Below are 21,682 nucleotides of genomic sequence, written 5' to 3' on the forward strand. Positions count from 1 at the left end.
GCCCTGGGCGGATTCGCGAGACCCGGAGCCGGGTCCCGGATCGCGCACGCGAAAGACGAGATGGAGCACGCATGAACGCACCCAGCCCCGCAACGACCGCCGCCCAGCGGACCGCAGCCGGTCGGGTGCTGCTTCCCGCCGCCCTGGCGCCCCGTGCCGAGGGACCGCGCATCTACAATCTGTTCCCGCTCCTCGTCGGCCGCGTCTCGGCCTGGACCGCCGAACTGCCCCGGATCGCAGCGCTCGGCTTCGACTGGGTCTATCTCAACCCCTTCCACCAGACCGGCGGCTCGCGCAGCCTCTATGCGGTGGCCGATCCCGACCACCTGGACGAGCGTTTCCGCGACCAGGACGGCACCTCGGATGACGAGCAGATCCGCCGGTTCTGCGCCGCCGCCACGGCGCACGGCCTCAGCGTGATGACCGACCTCGTCATCAACCACACGGCCATGGACGGCCCGCTCGCCGCGCAGCGCCCCGACCTGTTCGTCAAGGACGCAGAGGGCAGGATCGAGAGCCCCTATGCCGTCGATCCGGACGACCCGTCGATCCGGACCGTCTGGGGCGACCTCGCCGAACTCGACTACCATTCGGAGGGTTCGCGCCGGGAACTGACCGCGTTCTGGTCGGGCTACGTCAATCGCCTGCAGGATCTCGGCGTCCAGGGCTTCCGCTGCGATGCCGCCTACAAGGTCCCGGCATCGGTCTGGCGCGACCTGATCGGGGCCGCGAAGGCGCTGGAGCCGAATTGCCTGTTCGCGGCCGAGACCCTCGGCTGCACCTTCGAGGAGGCACAATCCACCGCCGGCGCCGGGTTCGACTACCTGTTCAACAGCTTCGCCTGGTGGGACCTGAAGGCGTCCTGGGCGCTCGACCAGTACGAGCGCCTGCGCGTCATCGCACCCTCGATCGCGTTTCCCGAGAATCACGACATGGCCCGCCTCGCGGCCGACCTCGATGGCGACCCCGCGGCCGTCGCGCGGCACCTGAAGGCGCGCTACGCCCTGTCGGCGTTCTTCTCGGCCGGCGTGCTGATGCCGATCGGCTACGAATGGGGCTACCGCCGCGCCCTGCACGTCGTCGAGACCAGTCCCGAGGCGCGTGAATCAAACACCGGTATCGACATCTCCGCCTCCATCGCGGCGATCAACGCCCTGCGGGCCGAACTCCCGGCGGCCAATGTCGAGGGCGCCCAGGCGCGCATCTCCTCGCCGGATGCGCCCTATACCGCGCTCCTGCGCTTCGATACCGGCCACGGCGCCTCGGCGCGCAGCGCGACGCTGGTACTCTACAATCCCACCGCCATCCCGGTGCCGGTGGAGCCCGGGGCGCTGCTGGCCCGGACCGGCGGCATGCTCGGCGACTTCATCGACCGGACGCCGGAGGCCGAGCCCATCGACTTCCGGCCGGGAATCGCGCTGGCCCTGGCACCCGGCGAAGTCCGGATTCTCGCGGCGGAACGCGCGGAGGTGAAAACCGCGCCGAAGCCGAGCACGCCCACCGGCGAGGGCCGGGTCGTCATCGAGGCGGTGATGCCGGAGATCGACGGCGGCCGCTCCGCGGTGAAGCGCGTGGTCGGCGAGAGCGTCCACGTCACCGCCGACATCTTCAGCGACGGCCACGAGATCATCGACGCCGAGATCCTGTCCCGCGTGGTGGGCGAGACCGCTTGGCGCTCCGATCGCATGGTCTTCGTCGACAACGACCGCTGGGGCGGCCACTTCCCGCTCCTGCGCAACGCCCGCTACGAATTCACCGTCCAGGCCTGGCGCGACGGCTATTCGTCGTGGATCCGCGACACCCTGAAGAAGCGCGACGCCGGGGTCGACGTGCGCCTGGAGACCATCGAGGGCGTCGCCTTCGTCGTCGGTGCCCTCGAGAACGCCACGGGCCCGGACAGCGACCGCCTGAAGGCCCTGGTGGGAGATCTCGAGGCCCAGCCGTCCGGCTCGGCGGGACAACTCGACCTGATGCTGGCGCCGGCCAACGCGCACCTGATCCGGCGTCATGCCCCGCGCATCAACCTCTCGCGCTACCCCGTGAACGTGCCGGTGATCGCCGATCGCCTCGCCGCCCGGTTCTCGGCATGGTACGAGGTTTTCCCGCGCTCCCAGTCGATGGACGTCAACCGCCACGGCACCTTCGACGACGTGATCCGACGCCTGCCGGAGATCCGCGAGCTCGGCTTCGACGTGCTCTATTTCACGCCGATCCACCCGGTCGGAAAGACCAACCGCAAGGGCAAGAACAACACTCTGACGGCGCTCCCCGGCGATGTCGGCTCAGTCTACGCGGTCGGCTCGGAGGAGGGCGGCCACGAGGCGGTGCACCCTGAACTCGGCACCCTCGACGACTTCCGCCGCCTCGTAGCGGCGAGCCATGCCTACGGCATGGAGATCGCGCTCGACTTCGCGATCCAGTGCTCCCCGGACCATCCCTGGATCAAGACCCATCCGGAATGGTTCGAGTGGCGCCCCGACGGCACCCTGAAATTCGCCGAAAATCCGCCCAAGAAGTACGAGGACATCTCCAACGTCCACTTCTACGGCGGTGCCCTGCCGTCCCTGTGGATCGAGTTGCGCGACATCGTCATGGGCTGGGCCAAGCTCGGCGCCCGCATCTTCCGGGTCGACAACCCGCACACCAAGCCGATCCCGTTCTGGGAGTGGATGATCGCCGAGGTCAACGCCCGCTATCCGGACGTGATCTTCCTCGCCGAGGCCTTCACCCGGCCGAAGATGATGAAGAAGCTCGCCAAGGCCGGGTATCAGCAGAGCTACACCTATTTCACCTGGCGCGATACGAAGCCCGATCTGATCGCCTATTCCACCGAACTCGCCGGCGAGATGGGTGAATATTATCGGCCGAACTTCTTCGCCAACACGCCCGACATCAACCCGATCTACCTGCAGACCAGCGGACGGGCGGGCTTCGTCGTGCGGGCCACCCTCGCCGCCACCCTGTCCAGCGTCTGGGGCATCTACAACGGCTTCGAGCTGTGCGAGGCCGAGCCGTATCCGGGCAAGGAAGAGTACCTCAACTCGGAGAAGTACGAGCTCAAGGCCTGGGACTATCACCGCCCGGGAAACATCCGCGAGCACATCATCAAGCTGAACCAGATCCGGCGTGATAACCCGGCGCTGTGGGACTTCCGCAATGTGGTCTTCACCGGCGCCTACAACGACCAGATCATCGGCTACGCCAAGGTGACGCCGGACGGGGACAACTGCATTTTCGTCCTCGTCAACCTCGACCCGCGCAACCGCCAGGAATGCACCTACGAGGTGCCGCTCTGGCTGCTCGGCCAGCCCGATGACGGCGCCGTCGAGGTCGAGGACCTGCTGCTCGGCTACAAATTCGAGCTGCGTGGGAAATCGCACCGCATCGCCCTGGACCCCGCAGAGCGCTCGGCGGTGATCTGGCGCCTTCGCGCTCCGAGCCGGGTTGCGTAAGCCGCGTGCCCGTGTCAGCAAAAAACCCGACGGCCCCGGCGGGCCGTCGTCGTGTCGCCCGATTGTCGGCGCCTACCCCGCTGACGGACGCCGCGCTCGCCAGTCTCATCGCTGTGAGTGGTGCGGATGCCCCGGACACGCCCTTGAACTCGACGCATGAGGCAACGACGCGATGATCGATCGCAGCGATCCGCAATGGTACCGTGACGCCATCATCTACCAGATCCACGTCAAGTCGTTCTTCGACTCCAACAATGACGGGATCGGCGATTTCGAGGGCCTGACGCAGAAGCTCGACTATGTCCGCGACCTCGGCGTCACGGCCATCTGGCTGATGCCGTTCTATCCGTCGCCCCTGCGCGACGACGGCTACGACATCGGCGACTACCGCGACGTCAATCCGTCCTACGGCACGATGGAGGAGTTCCGGAAATTCGTGGACGCGGCGCACGAGCGCGGCCTGCGCGTGATCACCGAGCTCGTCATCAACCACACCTCCGATCAGCATCCCTGGTTCCAGCGGGCCCGCGAGGCCCCGGCCGGATCGCCGGAGCGCGACTTCTACGTCTGGTCGGACACCGACACGCCGTACTCGGACACGCGCATCATCTTCCTCGACACCGAGGTGTCGAACTGGACCTGGGACCCGGTCGCCAAGCAGTATTTCTGGCACCGCTTCTACAGCCACCAGCCCGACCTGAACTTCGACAATCCGGCCGTGCTGGAAGCCGTCATCGAGGTGATGCGCTACTGGCTCGACATGGGCGTCGACGGCCTGCGCCTCGACGCGATCCCGTACCTGATCGAGCGCGACGGAACGAACTGCGAGAATCTGCCGGAGACCCACACGGTCATCAAGGCGATCCGCGCGGCGCTGGATGCGAGCTACCCGGACCGGATGCTGCTGGCCGAGGCGAACCAGTGGCCGGAGGAGACGGCCCAGTATTTTGGCGATGGCGACGAGTGCCACATGGCATTCCACTTCCCGCTGATGCCGCGCATGTACATGGCGATCGCCCGCGAGGACCGGCATCCGATCACCGACATCATGCGCCAGACCCCGGAGATTCCCGAGGGCTGCCAGTGGGCGATCTTCCTGCGCAACCATGACGAGCTGACCCTCGAGATGGTCACCGCCGAGGAGCGCGACTACCTGTGGTCGTTCTATGCCGCCGAGCGGCGCGCCCGCATCAACCTCGGCATTCGCCGCCGCCTCGCGCCGCTCCTCGAGAACGACCGGCGCAAGATCGAGCTGATGAAGTCCCTCGTCCTGTCGATGCCCGGCACGCCGGTGCTGTATTACGGCGACGAGATCGGCATGGGCGACAACATCTACCTCGGTGACCGCGACGGCGTGCGCACGCCGATGCAGTGGTCGCCGGACCGCAACGGCGGCTTCTCGCGAGCCAACCCGCAGAAGCTGTTCCTGCCCTCGGTGCAGGACCCGATCTACGGCTTCGACGCGATCAACGTCGAGGCGCAGACCCAGTCGCAGACCAGCCTGCTCAACTGGACCCGCCGGATGATCGCGATCCGCAACAATTCGGTGGCTTTGGGCCGCGGCGGCATGCAGTTCCTGTATCCGTCGAACCGCAAGGTCCTGGCCTGGATCCGCGAGTTCGAGGGCGAGCGCGTCCTCTGCGTCGCCAACCTGTCTCGGGCGCCGCAGGCGGTGCAGCTCGACCTGTCCGAGCTGCGCAGCGCGGTTCCGATCGAGCTGACCGGCGGTTCGGAGTTCCCGGCCATCGGCGAACTGCCCTACCTGCTGACCCTGCCGTCCTACGGGTTCTACTGGTTCTCGCTGAGTGCCGCGAACACGGGCAGCATCGGCCCGCAGCCGGAACTGCCGGAGCTGTTCACGCTCGTGCTCACCGGCGGGATCGAAACCCTGATGGCCGGGCGCGAGCGGACGGCCTTCGAGCGCACCGTGGCCCCGCGCTTCATCGCCACCCGGCGCTGGTTCGCCGCGAAGGGCTCGCGCATCAAGTCGGTGCAGGTCACCGACAGCGCGGCCCTCAAGGACGGCGCCGGCGAATCCAAGTTCCTCCTGCCCCGCGTCGCGGTCCATCTCTCCACGGGCGAGCGTCAGGACTACTTCGTGCCCGTGGCCGTCGACGAGGGCCGCGAGGACGAGGCGATGCTCCAGCACGCCGTCGCCCGCGTGCGCCGCGGTCCGCGCACCGGCCTCCTGCTCGGCGCCGCCGCCTCGCCGACCTTCGCGATCTCGATGATCGAGGGCATGCGCGAGGGCCGCGAGATCGCCACCGAGACCGGGCGGCTCGTGTTCTCGACCACCTCGGCCTTCGATCGCGACATGACCTTCGAGGCGAGCGAGGTCCGCTCGCTCAATGCCGAGCAGAGCAACACCTCGATCGCCATCGGCTCGAAGATGATGCTCAAGCTGCTGCGCCGCCTGCAGACCGGGGTCCATCCGGAGATCGAGGTCGGGCGCTTCCTCACCGAGACGGCGCATTTCGGCAATACGCCGGCGCTCCTCGGCGTTCTCGAGCACGTCGACGCCAAGGGCACGCGCACGGCGCTCGCGGTGCTGCAGAAGTTCGTGCCGAACCAGGGCGACGCCTGGACCCTCATGCTGGAGGGCTTGCGTCGCGACTTCGACACGGTGGTGCTGGCGCCGGAGAGCGAGGCGCCGTCCCCGGCCGAGGCCTTCGAGACGCATCTGCGCTGGGCGATCCTGCTCGGCCGTCGCACCGCCGAGATGCACAACGCCTTCGCGGTCGAGACCGACGACCCGGCCTTCGCGGCCGAGCCGTTCGACCACGAGGACCTCTACGCGCTCGGCGACGACACCCGTCGCCAGGCGGAGCGGGCGTTCCGGGGCCTCGACGGCCTCGCGGGCCGCGCCTCCAACGCGGCGAGCACCGAGCTGGCGGGCCGCCGCCACGAGGTCGAGACCGCCATCGAGACGCTGACCGCCAAGGCACCCCACGGGGCGATGAAGACGCGCATCCATGGCGATTATCACCTCGGGCAGGTGCTGGCGGCCGACGACGATCTGATCATCGTCGACTTCGAGGGCGAGCCCTCGCGGCCGGCCGACGAGCGCCGGATCAAGTCCACGCCCCTGCGCGACGTCGCCGGGATGCTGCGCTCCTTCGCCTACGGCGCCGAGACCGTGACCCGCGGGATCGCGGCGCGCTTCTCGGATTCCGAGGAGCGGGCCCGCCGGGCCTCCATCGCCTGGCGCGGCATGATCGATGCGGCCTTCCTCGACGGTTACCGCGAGGCCGTCTCCGCGAGCCGGGCCGCCGTGACCGATCCGGAGACCGAGAGCCGCCTCCTGAAGCTCTCGCTCCTGACGAAGGCGCTCTACGAGGTCGATTACGAAGCCAACAATCGTCCCGACTGGATCGAAATCCCCGCCCGTGGGGTTCTCAACATTCTGGACGAGATCAAGAGAGGCGTTTGAATGATGGGCATCGACGAGACGTTCGCGAGCAGGACCGGCCAGGCTTCCGGCACCTCAAGATCGGCGGACGTTGCGCCCGTTGCCACCCGGGCGCCGCAGGCCGCGACGCCGGAGACCGGGTCCCCCCACCCGGATGCGATCGCCGCCATCATGGCGGCGAACCACGGCGACCCGTTCTCCGTCCTCGGCCCGCATCAGGTCGGGTCGGGACAGTGGGAGGTTCGCGCGGTGCTGCCGGAGGCGAAGTCCGCGAGCCTGCTCGTGGGCGGCCGGCGCATCCCCTTCGAGCGCAAGCACCCCGACGGCTTCTTCGTCGCCCGGGTCCCGAGCGAGGGGCGTCCGCTCTACGAACTGTCCGTCGAGACCTGGGACGGCGTCGAGCGTTCGCGCCATGACCCCTATGGCTTCGGCTCGTCGCTCCGCCAGGAGGACATCGACAACCTGCGTGAGGTCGGCAGCAACGTCACTTATCGCATCCTCGGGGCGCAGCATCGCCCCGTCGACGGCATCGACGGCTTCCGCTTCGCGGTCTGGGCGCCGAATGCCCGCCGCGTCAGCGTCGTCGGCGACTTCAACAACTGGGACGGCCGCCGCCATCCCATGCGCCTCTGGCAGAACGGCGGGATCTGGGAGCTGTTCATCCCGGGCTTGAAGGCCGGCGCGCACTACAAGTACGAGATTCGCGGCGCCGACGGATCGCTGCTGCCCCTCAAGGCCGATCCAGTCGCCTTCGCGGCCCAGAAGCCGCCGGAGACCGCCTCGGTCCTGCAGGGAACGAACGACCCCGAGTGGCACGACGAGAAGTGGATGGCGACGCGGGGCGTGAAGGATCCGCGCCACATCCCGATCTCGATCTACGAGGTGCATCTCGGTTCCTGGGCGCGCGTCGCCGAGGAGGGGAACCGCTACCTGACCTACCGGGAACTGGGCGAGCGCCTGATCCCCTACGTCAAGGAGATGGGTTTCACCCATATCGAGATGCTGCCGATCACGGAGTTCCCCTTCGACGGGTCGTGGGGTTACCAGCCGGTCTCGCTGTTTGCCCCGACGAGCCGGTTCGGCACGCCGGACGACTTCGCGGCCTTCGTCGATACCGCCCATGCCGCCGGGATCGGCGTCATGCTGGACTGGGTGCCGGGCCACTTCCCCCTCGACGCGCACGGCCTCGGCCAGTTCGACGGCACGCATCTCTACGAGCACGCCGATCCGCGCCAGGGCTTCCATCAGGATTGGGGCACCTACATCTACAATTTCGGCCGCACCGAGGTGTCGAGCTTCCTGGCGGCCAATGCGCGCTTCTGGCTCGAGCATTACCACCTCGACGGCCTGCGCGTGGATGCCGTCGCGTCGATGCTCTACCTCGACTACTCGCGCCGGCAGGGCGAGTGGATCCCGAACCGCTACGGCGGGAACGAGAACCTCGACGCCATCGAATTCCTGCGCAAGACCAACGAGGCGACCTACGCCCATGCGCCGGGAACGCTCACGGTCGCGGAGGAATCGACCTCCTGGCCGGGCGTCTCGCACCCGACCTATACGGGCGGCCTCGGCTTCGGCTTCAAGTGGAACATGGGGTGGATGCACGACACCCTGAACTTCGTCTCCAAGGAGACGATCCACCGTCGCTACCATCACCACGACCTGACGTTCGGCCTGCTCTACGCTTTCTCCGAGAACTTCATCCTGCCCCTGTCCCATGACGAGGTGGTGCACGGAAAAGGCTCGCTGCTCGGCAAGATGCCGGGCGACCGCTGGCAGAAGTTCGCGAACCTGAGAGCCTATTACGGCTTCATGTGGGGGCATCCCGGCAAGAAGCTGCTCTTCATGGGCTGTGAGTTCGGCCAGGAGAAGGAGTGGAACCACAACCAGAGCCTCGACTGGCATCTCCTGGAAGACGGGATGCATCAGGGCGTGAAGGATCTGATCCGCGACCTGAACCATCTCTACAAGGCGACGCCGGCCCTCCACAGCCGGGACACCGAAGCCGGCGGCTTCCAGTGGCTCGTGGCGGACGACCAGGACAACAGCGTCATCGCCTGGGCTCGCAAGGGTCGCGAGCCCGACGAGATCGCGGTGGTCGTCTCGAACTTCACGCCGGTGCCGCGCGAGAGCTATCGCATCGGCGTCCCGGCCGCCGGGTTCTACCGGGAGGCGATCAACTCGGATGCGGAGCGCTACGGCGGTTCGAACGTCGGCAACATGGGCGGCGTCCAGGCCGAGGCGGTGGCGAGCCATGGCCAGCCCTACTCGGTGTCCCTGACGATCCCCCCCCTGGCCACGACGATCTTCCTCCGCGAGGGCTGAGAATCTCCGAGCCGTTCGTCCCTTCCCGCGCGGAGGGACGAACGATCGTGGATGAAACGAGGAAAGCCGGCGGGTCGCCCCGCCGGCTTTCCTCGTCTTCGATCCTGGGCGCCTCGGATCAGGCGGCGCGCAGGCGGAGCCCCACGGTGTTACCGAAGGCTCTGGCGTAGAGGGACGCGTAGTTGGTCGCGGCCTGATCCCACCCGAAAGAGCGCGACATGGCGTGCCGACGCATGGCATTCAGGCGCTTCTTCTGCGCGAAGGTGTCGAAGGCCCGGCGGATGGCGCCCGAGAAGCCTCGTGCGGACGCTTCGCTGAAGGTGAAGCCGGTCACGCCATCCTCGACCGTATCGGCGAGTCCACCGGTGCGGTGGACGATCGGCAGCGAGCCGAAGCGCTGGGCATACATCTGGGCGAGCCCGCAGGGCTCGAAGCGCGAGGGCATCAGCAGGAAGTCGCTGCCGGCGAACATCCGGCGCGCATCGCGCTCCTCGAAGCCGACATGGACGCCGACGGAGGCGGGGTAGCGCCGGGCGAGGTCGCGCAGGGCGCCCTCGAAGCGACCCTCGCCCTGTCCGATGACCACGAGCTGTCCCCCCTCGGCCACGATGGACTCGGCGGCGCCGATGCTGAGATCGATGCCCTTCTGGTGGACCAGCCGGGACACCACGGCGAAGAGCGGACCGCGCGAGACGGCCAGACCGAACTGGCGCCGGACGGTCTCGGCATTGGCGCGCTTGCCCTTCCAGTCGTCGACCTCGAAACGGGCCGCGAGATGGGCATCCGTACGCGGGTCCCAGCTCTCGTCGATGCCGTTGAGGATGCCGGCGAGACGGCCCTGCGCCGCACGGGTGCGCAGCAATCCGTCCAGACCGCAGCCGGATTCCGGGGTGATGATCTCGCGGGCGTAGGTCTCGCTGACCGTGGTGACGTGCGAGGCGTAGTACAGACCGGCTTTCAGAAAGGAGAGCTGACCGTAGAACTCGACGCCGTCCATCTGGAAGGCGTCTTCGGGAACGCCGAGGCGCCCGAGGGACTCCCTCGGAAAGACGCCCTGGTAGGCGAGGTTATGAACGGTGAGGATGCTCGGGATCCGCAGACCGTTCCAGGCGAGATAGGCGGGGGCGAGGGCCGCCTGCCAGTCGTTGAGGTGCAGGAGATCGGCGGCCCAGGCCGGGTCGATGCCACGGGCGAGTTCGGCTGCGGCGAGGCTGAGGCGAGCGAAACGGATGTCGTTGTCGCCGAAATCGCCCTGGGCATTGCCGTAGGGCGTGCCGTCGCGCTGGTAGAGATCGGCGTTGAGGATGACGTAGACTTGAAGTCCGTCGCTGGTCTCGACGAGGCCGAGTTCGCAGGGCGGGACGCCGGCCTGGGCCGGCAACTGCGCGACGACCGGGATATGGTCGAACTGCTCGACGACCTGACGATAGCCGGGGATCAGGACACGGACGTCGTAATGCTTGCGCAATGCCCGGGGGAGGGATCCCGCGACTTCACCGAGGCCGCCCGTTTTCACGAAGTCGGCCATTTCCGGGGTCGCGAAGAGGATGCGGGGCTGTAGCTGGTGACGGGATCGGGCGGCGTGGTGAAGGTCTAGATGATCGGTCTGATCCGCCAGGCTCATGAATTCGTTCCCGCGTCGTGCGGAGGGCGGGAACGGAGAGCGAGAGCCCAGCATCGACGTCGACCTCGTGAACGCAGCGAGACGGCTTTTGTTCCGTTGCGTTGCACAATTCAAGCCATGTTCAGGAACTTTCTCGATCCGGGGCGAAAATGCCCGATTTCCACATGGCGACGCGGCCCGAATGCATCGTGCTTCAAGCTTGTCGGATCAGGATCACGCCCTCGTTCGCCTCGAGATCGAGGTCGGCGACGTTCGCCGCACGGGTTCGTGCCGGCTGCGTCGAGAGGAGGACCACCCAGTTGTTCGCCTGGGCATCGTCCATCCGAACATTCTGCCGCGATGCACTGAAGTTCAGCAGGATGCGAAGCGTTGCATCATCATCGAAGCGCTCGAAGGCGAAGATGAAATCGTTCGAGGCGGGGAGGGTTCGAAATCCACCGGTGGCGAGCGCCGTGTAATCGCGGCGTAACCGCAGCAGGCGGCGATAGAGCGTGAGCAGCGAGCGGGCGTCGTCGCACTGGCATTCCACGTTCCGGGTCCCGGCGTCCGGGCTGAGCGGAAGCCAGGGTTCGCCCACGCTGAAGCCGGCATTCGGCGACTCGTCCCACTGCATCGGGGTGCGTTCCGGGTCGCGGCCATGCCCCGGCTCATTGTGCTCCCAGGGGTCGCGTACCCGGTCCGGCGGAATGGCCACGTGCGCGAGCCCGATCTCGTCGCCGTAATAAAGCGTCGGCGTACCGCGCAGCGTGAGGAGCAGCATCGCCGCGATGGCGGACTGCTCGGCGCCGACCCGTGCGGCGATCCGGGGCTGATCGTGGTTGCCCAGCACCCAGTTCGGCCATCCGCCCGGGGGCAGGGCCTCCTCGTAGGAGGCGACGAGATCGGCGACGGAACGGGCGTTCCAGGGCGTCTGGATGAGTTGAAAGTTGAAGGGCAGGTCGACGCCCGCCAGATCGGTGCCGTAATAGGCCACGAGACGCTCGACGGGCAGGTAGATCTCGCCGATGAGGACGCGCTCGCCATAGGGCGCCAAGACCGCGCGCATCTCTGCGATGACGTCGAAGACCTCGGGACGGTCGGCGGAATAGACCTGGGCGAAGCGGTTGATCTCCGCCTGCCCGGGTCCGTAGTCGGGGTTCTCCGGGTTGTCGCGGAAACCCTCGTCCTTCATCAGGTGCCAGATCACGTCGACGCGGAAGCCGTCGACGCCGCGGTCGAGCCAGAAGCGGAGCGCGTCGTGCATCGCCGCGCGGACCTCCGGATTGCGCCAGTTCAGATCCGGCTGCTCGCGCAGGAAGGCGTGGTAGTAGTACTGCCCGGTGGCCTCGTCGCGGGTCCAGGCAGGGCCGCCGAAATTGCTGATCCAGTTGTTGGGCGGACCGCCATCCGGGGCCGGGTCGCGCCAGATGTACCAGTCGCGCTTCGAGCTCGTGCGCGCGGCCCGGCTTTCCGCGAACCACGGATGGGCGATGGAGGTGTGGTTCGGGACGAAGTCGAGGATGACCTTCAGGCGGCGAAAATGGGCCTCGGCAATGAGTTCTTCGAAATCCGCGAGGGTTCCGAAGAGCGGATCCACGCCGCAGTAATCGGCGACGTCATATCCGAAATCCGCCATCGGCGAGGGGTAGAACGGCGAGATCCAGACCGCGTCGACCCCGAGCCAGGCGAGATAGTCGAGCCGGCGCGTGATCCCGCGGAGATCTCCGATCCCGTCGCCGTCGCTGTCCTGGAACGAACGCGGATAGACCTGATAGACCGTACCGCTCTTCCACCAGACCGTGTCCACCATGCCATTCCTCCGGCGACGCGTCTTCGCCGCTTGCCGGCCGGACCCTAGCCGTAGATGGCACATTTCGCGACCCGTCCACGGCCCAGGTCATTCAGACAATATTCGAACGTGGTGTGGTCTCATTCCCGCACGGTTTGGTTGGGACTGTCGGACACCGTGACGCAGATAGGTGGCTGGGCAGGACCGATCCCCGACGGAGATCGATCCTGGACCGGCCCCGCATCACGGGCGGCATGCTCAGGCAAGCAAGGTACTTCATTCGAAGGAAGTACGGATTTCGCAAGATTGGTGACGTGCAGGAAATCGCTCCCGCGGCATCATCGAAAGTGAGGCGAGCGAGAGACGACGGACGCAGCGCCACTCCGGTGGCGTCGCGCCGGATCCGACGACGACGGGGACGAGGCCGAACGCAGGACAGGATTGCCGGGGGCGGGACCATCTCAGGGTTGTCGTCCCGGCCCTCGCTTGCAAGTTTCTCGGCCGAGAAGGGGGGACTGAGACGTGCTGAACGACAAGCTCATCGGACGAGACAACACCGACGTCGCCACCTTGGCGGCTGGCGCGGAACAGGCGGTGCGGGCGCCGATGCCGGCCGTTCAGGAACGGGCCCGGCCGGTCGCCAAGACATCGGGCAACGCGGTGACCGACCTGCGCGAGGCGATCCTCGCGAAGCTCGCCTACGCGATCGGCAAGACGCCCCGGACCGCACGCGAGCGCGACTGGTTCGCCGCCACGGCCCTCGCCCTGCGCGACCGGATCGTCGATGCCTGCCTCGACGGCGACGCATCGATCCCGAACAAGCGCGTCTATTACCTGTCTCTCGAATTCCTGATCGGCCGGCTCCTCTCCGATGCGATGAACAATCTCGGCCTCGTCGAGACCACCCGTGCAGCGCTGCGCGAACTCGGCGTCGAACTCGGCGACGTCGAAGCCGCCGAGCCGGACGCGGCCCTGGGCAATGGCGGCCTCGGCCGCTTGGCGGCCTGCTTCATGGAGAGCATGGCGAGCCTGTCGATTCCGGCCATCGGCTACGGCATCCGCTACGATCACGGCCTGTTCCGGCAATCCCTGGAGGACGGCTGGCAGAAGGAGGCGCCGGAGACCTGGCTCGCCGAGGGCAATCCTTGGGAGTTTCCCCGGCCGGAGGCGACCTACACCATCGGCTTCGGGGGCCACGTCACCATGTCGTCGGTCTCCGAGGGCGTGATCCGCCGCCACTGGCACCCGGCCGAGACGGTGCGGGCGGTGGCGCACGACGTTCCGGTGGTCGGCTGGCGCGGGCGGCACGTGAACACCCTGCGCCTCTGGAAGGCCGAGGCCGAGGCGCCGATCGAACTCGCGCGCTTCAATGGCGGAGATCATGTCGGCGCGGTGGCAGGCCGCTCCCGCGCGGAGGCGATCTCGCGGGTGCTCTATCCGAGCGATTCCTCGGCCGAGGGCCAGGAACTGCGCCTGCGGCAGGAATACTTCTTCACCTCGGCCTCGCTGCAGGATCTCGTGCGTCGCCACATCGCCGAGCGCGGCGACCTGCGCTCGCTGCCCGACCATGCAGCGATCCAGCTCAACGACACGCATCCCGCCATCGCGGTGCCGGAGCTGATGCGGCTCCTGCTCGAGGATCACGGCTTCAACTGGGAGGATGCCTGGCACGTCACCACGCACACCCTGGGCTACACCAACCACACGCTCCTGCCCGAGGCGCTGGAGACCTGGCCGGTCGAGCTGATGGAGCGGGTGCTGCCGCGGCACATGCAGATCATCTATCTCATCAACTGGATGCATCTGGAGGAGCAGGGCAAGCAGGGCCGCGGCTCGGCCGAGAAGCTCGCGGCCGTCTCCCTGATCGACGAGAGCCACGGCAAGCGGGTCCGCATGGGCCATCTCGCCTTCCTCGGCGCGCGCCGGGTGAACGGCGTCTCGGCCCTGCATACCGACCTGATGCGCTCGACCGTGTTCAAGGAGCTGCACGCCCTCGACACCGACAAGATCGTCAACAAGACCAACGGCATCACCTTCCGGCGCTGGCTGCACAACGCCAACCCGGAACTCACGGCCCTCGCGGTCGAGGCCGTCGGCCCCGAAGTGCTCGATACGCCGGACCTGCTCACCGGACTCGCTGACGTCGCCTCCGACCCGAACTTCCAATCCCGCTACGCCACCATGCGCCGGGCTCGGAAGGTCGCCCTGGCCCGGATCGTCGCCGACCGCACCGGGATCAGCATCGATCCGTCGGCCCTCTTCGACGTGCAGATCAAGCGCATCCACGAGTACAAGCGCCAGCTTCTCAACGTGATCGAGACCGTCGCCCTCTATCAGGCGATCAAGGCCGATCCGAAGGCCGCCTGGACGCCGCGGGTGAAGATCTTCGGCGGCAAGGCCGCGCCGAGCTACGTACAGGCCAAGCTTATCATCAAGCTCGCCTGCGATGTCGCAAAGGTCGTGAATTCCGATCCGGACGTGGCCGGTCGCCTGAAGGTGGTGTTCCTGCCGAATTATTCGGTGAGCCTCGCCGAGGCCATCATCCCGGCCGCCGACCTCTCCGAGCAGATCTCGACGGCCGGCATGGAAGCCTCGGGCACCGGCAACATGAAGCTCGCCCTCAACGGTGCGCTGACCATCGGTACCCTCGATGGGGCGAACATCGAGATCCGCGACCATGTCGGCGCCGACAACATCTTCATCTTCGGTCTCGACGCCGCCGGCGTACAGGCCCGAATGGCGGAGCCGAACTATGCTGAAGCCGCGATCGCCGCGTCGCCGCGCCTCAAAGCCGCCCTCGACCTGATCGAGGCCGGCGGCTTCTCGCCGGAGGAACCCGGCCGCTTCCGGCCGATCGTCGACGACCTGCGCCACAACGACCGCTACCTGCTCACCGTCGATTTCGACGATTACTGGCGGGTGCAGCGCTCGGTGGACAAGGCCTGGACCGATCCGAAAACCTGGTGGCGGACCGCCATCCTCAATACGGCCCGCATGGCCTGGTTCTCCTCCGACCGCTCCATGCGTGAATATGCCGAGGAGATCTGGCGCGTCCGGCTCGGCTGATCGGGTTTCCCCGGCCCCCCTGCGGGGGCCGGCCTCCACGCGGCTCTGTGGTGAAATAGAAAAAGGCGCATCCCGGTGACCCGGGATGCGCCTTTCTTCGTTCCGTCAACCGGTCGGATGGCGGCCGGTTTCAGATCCCGGCGTCGATCAGGACCGGATGGCACCGGGCCCCGCTCGTCGCCGCGAGAACCTCGACGGCGCCCACCGTCGAGGCGTCGCCGGCGACATGGACGACGTCGCTGCTGCGCAGGGAGGGCAGGTGGGCCGTGAGAGGGCCCGGACGGACATCGGGGGGACGCTGGCGCGTCCGGTCCGAGACCGTGACGATCCGGGTCACGCCGGTGGCGCGCAGCCAGTCGAGGGCCGGACGCATGTAGAGGTCGAGCGGATTGCGCGCGCCGACGACGAGGATGATCTCGCGGGCGGGCTCGATGTAACGCGCCGCATGGGCGATCGACCAGATCGGGGCGAACCCGGTCTCCGAGGCGACCAACACGAGACGTCCGCCGCCGGCCCGGTAGAAGCCGCGACCGACGGGACCCTTCACCTTCACCGGATGGTGGAGCTCCAGGGCTTCCACCAGTTCGTGACCGAGCCCGAAGCCCTCGCGGTCCTGGCGCAGGTGGAACACGAGTTCGTTGAGCTCGGCGGAGCCGTCGACGCGCAGGGTCGGGCTCAGGATCACGGGGGCGAAATTTTCGAAGGTCACTTCGACGCCGTGTCCCGGCTCCAGGGCGAGCCGGCGGGTGATCGTGACGACGACCTGGAAGGTGTGCGTACCGAGGGCCGTGATCTCGGTGACCGTTCCGGTCCGTTTCTGGACGGCGGCCGGTCGGCTCGGCAGAACCAGGCGCGGAGGCGGCTCGATGGCCGCCGCCCGGGGCAGCGAGAGCTTGACGGCCTCGCCGCGATGGGCGCGGCTCTGCGCGCGCCGCGGGGCGGGGCCGGAGCCCTGGCCCCCGGGGCCGGGTGTGGAAACGATCATCCCATCGGCAAGGGCAGCCTCCATCGGGGTATCCCCGGTGGAGACACGCACGGACTTGCCGTTGACGACGAGCGAGCAGCGGGCGCTCATGGTCGTCCTTCAGGTAGTGGGGAACGGGACGGGCGGTGTTCGGCGGGGTCGTGCGACGACCCTTACGTCTCAGCGCGGTTCGTTGAGCAGGTGGTCGACCAGGGCCGCCCAGCGGTCGCGGACGGCTTTGGCTTCCGGCGTGAGCGGCTCGGCGCCGTCGATCCGGGTGATGCAGGCGCGGAGCCGCTCGGCTTCCCGACGCTCGGCACCGAGAACGGCCTTCATGACCATGACCTCGGCCCTGAGCCGGGACACTTCGCCGGAGGCGGCCGCCGGCGGCGCTTCGAGCGGAGTGGGCGCGCGAACCGGCACCTGCGGAACCGCCGGCGCAGGCTCGGGCGCCGCGCGGAGCGGGCGCGCCATCAGGCGCCGGACGAGGCCGGTGTCGATCTCGTCGTCCGTGATCCGCAACGCAGCCTGCGCCATGACGCCATCTCCCTCGGCCGGCGCGCCGCGCCCTGCCGCCCGCACATCAACTCGAGGCTGAGAATGCCGGATCATGGTTAAGGGAGGTTTAATCGGATGCCGTACAATACGGAGCATCCGGTCGATCTGGTTCAGGCAGCTTCCGGCGCTGCACCGAGCAATTGCCTGGCCTGGAGCATCGACATCGGTTCGCCGAAGGCGAAACCCTGGGCATACTCACAGCCGAGCTCGAACAAGATCTGCGTGTCGACTTCGGATTCGGCACCTTCGGCGACGATCGACAGTCCGAGTTCCTGAGCCATCTTCACGATCGAACGCAGGATCGCGGTCTGCCCGGTCGAGATCTGGCGCACGAAGGACTGATCGATCTTGATCGTGTCGAACGGGAAGCGCTGCAGATAGGACAGCGCCGAGTATCCGGTGCCGAAATCATCCAGCGACAGGCCGGCGCCGAGGTCGTGGATGCGGTGGAGCATCTGCGCCGCGTATTCGGGGTTCTCCATGACCAGGCTCTCGGTCATCTCCAGCTTCAGGGAGCCGGGGATGACGCCGGAGCGGGCGAGAATCGTCTTCACGTCGTGCAGCAGGTCGTGGCGCAGTAGCTGGCGCGAGGAGACGTTCACGGAGGCGAAGATCGGCGGATCAACATCGAGGGAGCGCTGCCAGGCGGCGAGTTCGAGGGCGGTGCGCTCGAGGGCGAAGATGCCGAGATTGACGATGAAGCCGCATTCTTCCGCGATCGGCAGGAAGGTGGCAGGCCCGAGGCGGCCGAGCTTCGGATGATCCCAGCGCAGCAGCGTCTCGAAGCCGGCGACCGTGCGGTCCTCCAGGCGGACGATGGGCTGAAAAAGCACCTTCATCTCGTTGCGGTCGAGCGAACGCCGCAGGTCGGCCTCCAGCATCAGCCGGTCGCTGCGCTCGTTGCGCATGGTGGCGCGGAACACCTCCGTCCGGTCGCCGCCGCCGCGCTTGGCCTGGATCATCGCCATCTCGGCGTTCTTGAACACCTCCTCGCGCTTGAGATTGGCTCCCCCCTCGTAGAGGGCGAGACCGACCGACACCGTCAGGAAGATCTCGCGATCGGCGTAGGTGATCGGCGTCGCGATGGCTTTGCGGATCATCTCCGCGAAGGCCAGGATCCGATCCGGCTCGCGCTCGGACAGGAGGATCAGCGCGAATTCGTCGCCGGCGACCCGGGCCAGGGTATCCTGCGGCCTGAGTAGGCGGCCGAGCCGGCGCGAGAGCGTCAGCAGGATCGAGTCGCCCGCGGACAGGCCGATGGCGTCGTTGATCGCCTTGAACCGGTCGATATCGAGGACGATCGTCGTCGGGCGCAGGCGGGGGTCCTGGCTGGCGAAGGCCAGCGCCGCATCGAGGCGGTCGTAGAAGAGTTCGCGATTCGGCAGGCCGGTGAGGCTGTCATGGACCGCGTCGTGGAGCAGTCGCTCTTCGGCCGTCTTCACCTCGGTCACGTCGCTGATCGTGCCGACGACCCGGATGACCTCGCCGTCCGAGCCGATCACCGGCCGGGCCTTGAGACGGTACCAGTAATACGGTCCGGCCGTGGAGCGCAGGCGGAAATCGTGGACGATGCGGCCGCGCCGCTCCTCGATCACCGTGTCGAGGGCCGCGGAGTAGCGCTCGACATCGAAGGGATGGACGAGATTGAGCCAATTGGCGGCAGGTCCCTCGAGGGCGCCCCGCTTCAGGCCGAGCTGTCCCTCGATTTCCTGCCCGGCGAAGACCCGGTCGCCCGGCACGTCCCAATCGAACACCACGTCGCCGGCGCCGGTGAGGGCGAGGGCACGCCGCTCGGTATCGGAGACGAGGGCATGGGTCAGGCCGCCGCCCGCGAAGGCGTGCTGCATCACGGTGAAGCCGATCAGCATGACGATGAGGACGAGGCCGCCGATCAGGGCGGGTTGCACGAGATCGCTGCCGATCTGCCCCGTGATGGCGAAACCCGCCGCCACGACCCAGACGAGAAGGAGACACCAGGTCGGCACCAACAGGATGGCCCGGTCGTAGCCGTTATGCGCCGCGAGATAGACGATCAGCAGCAGGCCGACGCCGGCCACGGCGGCGATCGAGATGCGGGCCACGCCGGCCGCGACCGGCGGGTCGAACACTGCCAGGCCGACGAGACAGGCGAGGAACAGGAGCCAGATGATCGCCACGTGGCTGTAGCGCACGTGCCAGCGGCTGAGGTTGAGATAGGCGAACAGGAAGACCAGCAGCGTCGCGCCGAGGACCGCCTCGGTGGAGGCGCGATAGATGCGCTCGGCCACTTCGGTGATCGGAAAGACGCGCTGCAGGAAACCGAAATCGATGGAGGCGTAGGCGAGCACGGCCCAGGCGAGGGACGCGGCCGCCGGGAAGATGATCGCCCCCTTCACCACGAAGATGATCGTCAGGAACAGCGCGAGAAGACCGGCGATGCCGATGATGATGCCCTTGTAGAGCGTCAGACCGGTCGATTTCTTGCGGTAGGCTTCCTGATCCCAGAGGTAGACCTGCGGGATGTTGGGGCCGCGAAGCTCGGCCACGTAGGTGACCGTCGCGCCGGGGTCCAGGGTGATGACGAACTGGTCCGCCTCCGGATTCTCGTCCCGTTCGGGTCTGATACCCTGGCTCGCCGTGATGGCAGCGATGCGCGAGCCGCCGAGGTCCGGCCAGATCACGCCCGAGCCGACGAGGCGGAAATGCGGAGCGACGAGGACACGGTCGACCTGCTCGTCGGTGTCGTTGGTGAGCGCGAAGACCATCCAGTCGGGGCGGGCTCCCGTCTCGCGGGCCTTCACCACGATGCGCCGGACGATACCGTCCTTACCCGGCGCCGTGGAGATCTGGATCAGATCGCCGTCGGAACGATAGCGCTCGATCATCGGCGTGAGGTCGATGGCGGGCGCGTCGAGGGTGACGCGCACCGCCTCGACGGCCTGCGCCGGGCCGCTGACGATCAGCGCGGAGAGCAGCGCCGCGACAAGGGCCGGGACGAAGACGGCGAGGACAAGGGCGATTCTACGCAACGGGCGAGTGTTCCGGCCGGGCGAGGCATGATCGACGGAAGCAGGCGAAGGGATACGGCTCAGCTGTGCATCCAGTCGTATCGGTGGGGGCCGCAGCGAGCAAGGCGACGGGCCGCCCTGCGCGACGGCGTTCACCGTTTCTGAACCGTGACGCCGAGCGTTTTCGATCGCCCGCCTTTGCGGCCAAAACAAGCCGCACCGTCCGGGCTCATGCCGCCTTCAACGTCGCTTTGATGCGATCGAGAGTCGGAAGCTTCTTGATCGGACCGATCGCCGCCAGGGTCGGTGCGCCTTTCAGGAGGCGTCGGCCGGCCTGACGGACGTCGTCCACCGTAACGGCATCCACCTTGGCGATGACTTCGCTCGCGGGGATCACCCGGCCCCAGGCCAGGATCTGCCGGGCGTTGCGCTCGATCCGTCCGCCGGGCGTCTCCAGGGCGGATAGGAGCGCCACCTTCAACTGCGCCTTGGCGCGGGCCACCTCGATGGTGTCGGCGTCGGCGGCGGCACGAATGGTCGCCTCGAGCGTCACGTCCATCAGCTCCGCGAGGTCGCCCGCGGAGGTGCCGGCGCCGATGCCGAACAATCCGCAATCGTAGAATGCCCAATGGAACGACTGGATCTCGTAGGCCAGGCCGCGGGTCTCGCGCACCTCGTGCCACAGGCGCGAGGTCAGGCCGCCGCCGAGCACCTGCGCGAAGATGTGCAGGGCGTAGTAGTCGTCGTCGCGGAACGACAGGCCCGGCAGGCCGAGGACGATATTGGCCTGCTCCAGCTTCTTCGGCAGACGCTTCTCGCCGCCGCCATAGACACCCGGGACGGCTTCGGGGGCCCGGTTCGGCTTCATCCCGCCGAAGTAGCGCTCTGCGGATTCCACGATACGGTCGTGCCCGATCGCGCCTGCGGCGGCGAGCACGATGCGGTCGGGTGTGTATTCCCGCGCGATGTAGGCCTCGATCGCGTTCCGGTCGAAACTGTTGATCGTCTCGGGCGTGCCGATGATCGGCCGACCCATCGGCTGATCGGGGAACGCCGCCTCGGTGAAGGCCTCGTAGACGACGTCGTCGGGGGTATCCTCGATCGCCGCATATTCCTGCAGGATCACGCTCTTCTCGCGGGCGAGCTCGCCGGCGTCGAAGATGGAATCCGTCAGGATGTCGCCGATGACGTCGAGGGCGACGCCGGCGTCTTCGCCGAGGACGCGCGCGGTGTAGCTCGTGCCCTCGGCGCTGGTGGCGGCGTTGATGTCGCCTCCGACATTCTCGATGTCCTCGGCGATGCGGCGGGCGGTACGGGTCTTCGTGCCCTTGAAGGCCATGTGCTCGATGAGGTGGCTGAGGCCGCCCTCATCGGCACGCTCGTGCCGCGAACCCGCGCCGACCCAGACCCCGAGGGTCGCCGTCGCCACACCCGGCATCGCCTCGGTGACCACGGTGACCCCGTTGTCGAGCTTGGTGATCTTGAGATCGGGCGAGGCGCCGTGCGTGGCGAAGTGCTGGTTCATGAGC

The 21,682-nt window shown here is 67.6% G+C and carries 10 protein-coding genes; 4 read left to right on the plus strand and 6 right to left on the minus strand.

All coding sequences use genetic code 11. The features are described from left to right. The first annotated feature begins 71 nt into the window (after positions 1 to 71). The 3 genes from ACXJY8_RS01095 (at position 72) to glgB (ending at position 9,186) form a co-directional block, all read left to right on the plus strand. Complete coding sequence (locus tag ACXJY8_RS01095) at positions 72 to 3,452, plus strand: maltotransferase domain-containing protein (RefSeq protein ID WP_463775186.1); 3,381 nt, start codon at positions 72 to 74, stop codon at positions 3,450 to 3,452. Positions 3,453 to 3,624: 172 nt separating this feature from the next. Next, positions 3,625 to 6,882, plus strand: coding sequence for a maltose alpha-D-glucosyltransferase (gene treS, locus ACXJY8_RS01100; protein WP_463775189.1), 3,258 nt, complete (start codon positions 3,625 to 3,627; stop codon positions 6,880 to 6,882). Then, a complete protein-coding gene (gene glgB / locus ACXJY8_RS01105; protein ID WP_463775193.1) occupies positions 6,883 to 9,186 on the plus strand; it encodes a 1,4-alpha-glucan branching protein GlgB in 2,304 nt (767 codons plus the stop codon). 118 nt (positions 9,187 to 9,304) lie between these two features. Here glgB and glgA read toward each other — a convergent pair whose 3' ends face one another. Both glgA and ACXJY8_RS01115 read right to left on the minus strand, forming a co-directional pair. Next, the gene (glgA, locus tag ACXJY8_RS01110; RefSeq protein WP_463775195.1) at positions 9,305 to 10,864 is read right to left on the minus strand and encodes a glycogen synthase GlgA; all 1,560 of its coding nucleotides are present in this window, start codon (positions 10,862 to 10,864) and stop codon (positions 9,305 to 9,307) included. A 139-nt stretch (positions 10,865 to 11,003) separates the two neighbouring features. Further along, positions 11,004 to 12,599 (minus strand): alpha-amylase family glycosyl hydrolase, encoded by a 1,596-nt coding sequence (locus ACXJY8_RS01115; RefSeq protein WP_463775199.1) that lies wholly within the window; start codon positions 12,597 to 12,599, stop codon positions 11,004 to 11,006. Positions 12,600 to 13,184: 585 nt separating this feature from the next. Between ACXJY8_RS01115 and ACXJY8_RS01120 the strand changes: the two genes are divergently transcribed. Continuing rightward, positions 13,185 to 15,644, plus strand: coding sequence for a glycogen/starch/alpha-glucan phosphorylase (locus ACXJY8_RS01120; RefSeq protein WP_463780262.1), 2,460 nt, complete (start codon positions 13,185 to 13,187; stop codon positions 15,642 to 15,644). Between the two features lie 130 nt (positions 15,645 to 15,774). On the opposite strand, the gene ACXJY8_RS01125 is transcribed toward ACXJY8_RS01120, so the two are convergent. The 4 genes from ACXJY8_RS01125 to ACXJY8_RS01140 all read right to left on the minus strand — a co-directional run bounded on the left by ACXJY8_RS01125 (position 15,775) and on the right by ACXJY8_RS01140 (position 21,678). Then, positions 15,775 to 16,719 (minus strand): ferredoxin reductase domain-containing protein, encoded by a 945-nt coding sequence (locus ACXJY8_RS01125; protein WP_463775202.1) that lies wholly within the window; start codon positions 16,717 to 16,719, stop codon positions 15,775 to 15,777. A 69-nt stretch (positions 16,720 to 16,788) separates the two neighbouring features. After that, complete coding sequence (locus ACXJY8_RS01130; protein ID WP_463775207.1) at positions 16,789 to 17,145, minus strand: hypothetical protein; 357 nt, start codon at positions 17,143 to 17,145, stop codon at positions 16,789 to 16,791. A 131-nt stretch (positions 17,146 to 17,276) separates the two neighbouring features. Beyond that, positions 17,277 to 20,174 carry an EAL domain-containing protein gene (locus ACXJY8_RS01135; RefSeq protein WP_463775211.1) on the minus strand — a complete coding sequence of 966 codons (2,898 nt, stop codon included), beginning with the start codon at positions 20,172 to 20,174 and terminating at the stop codon, positions 17,277 to 17,279. A gap of 208 nt (positions 20,175 to 20,382) precedes the next feature. Continuing rightward, complete coding sequence (locus ACXJY8_RS01140; protein ID WP_463775214.1) at positions 20,383 to 21,678, minus strand: M16 family metallopeptidase; 1,296 nt, start codon at positions 21,676 to 21,678, stop codon at positions 20,383 to 20,385. Positions 21,679 to 21,682 lie beyond the last annotated feature (4 nt).

Source organism: Methylobacterium sp. TK31, from assembly GCF_055361545.1.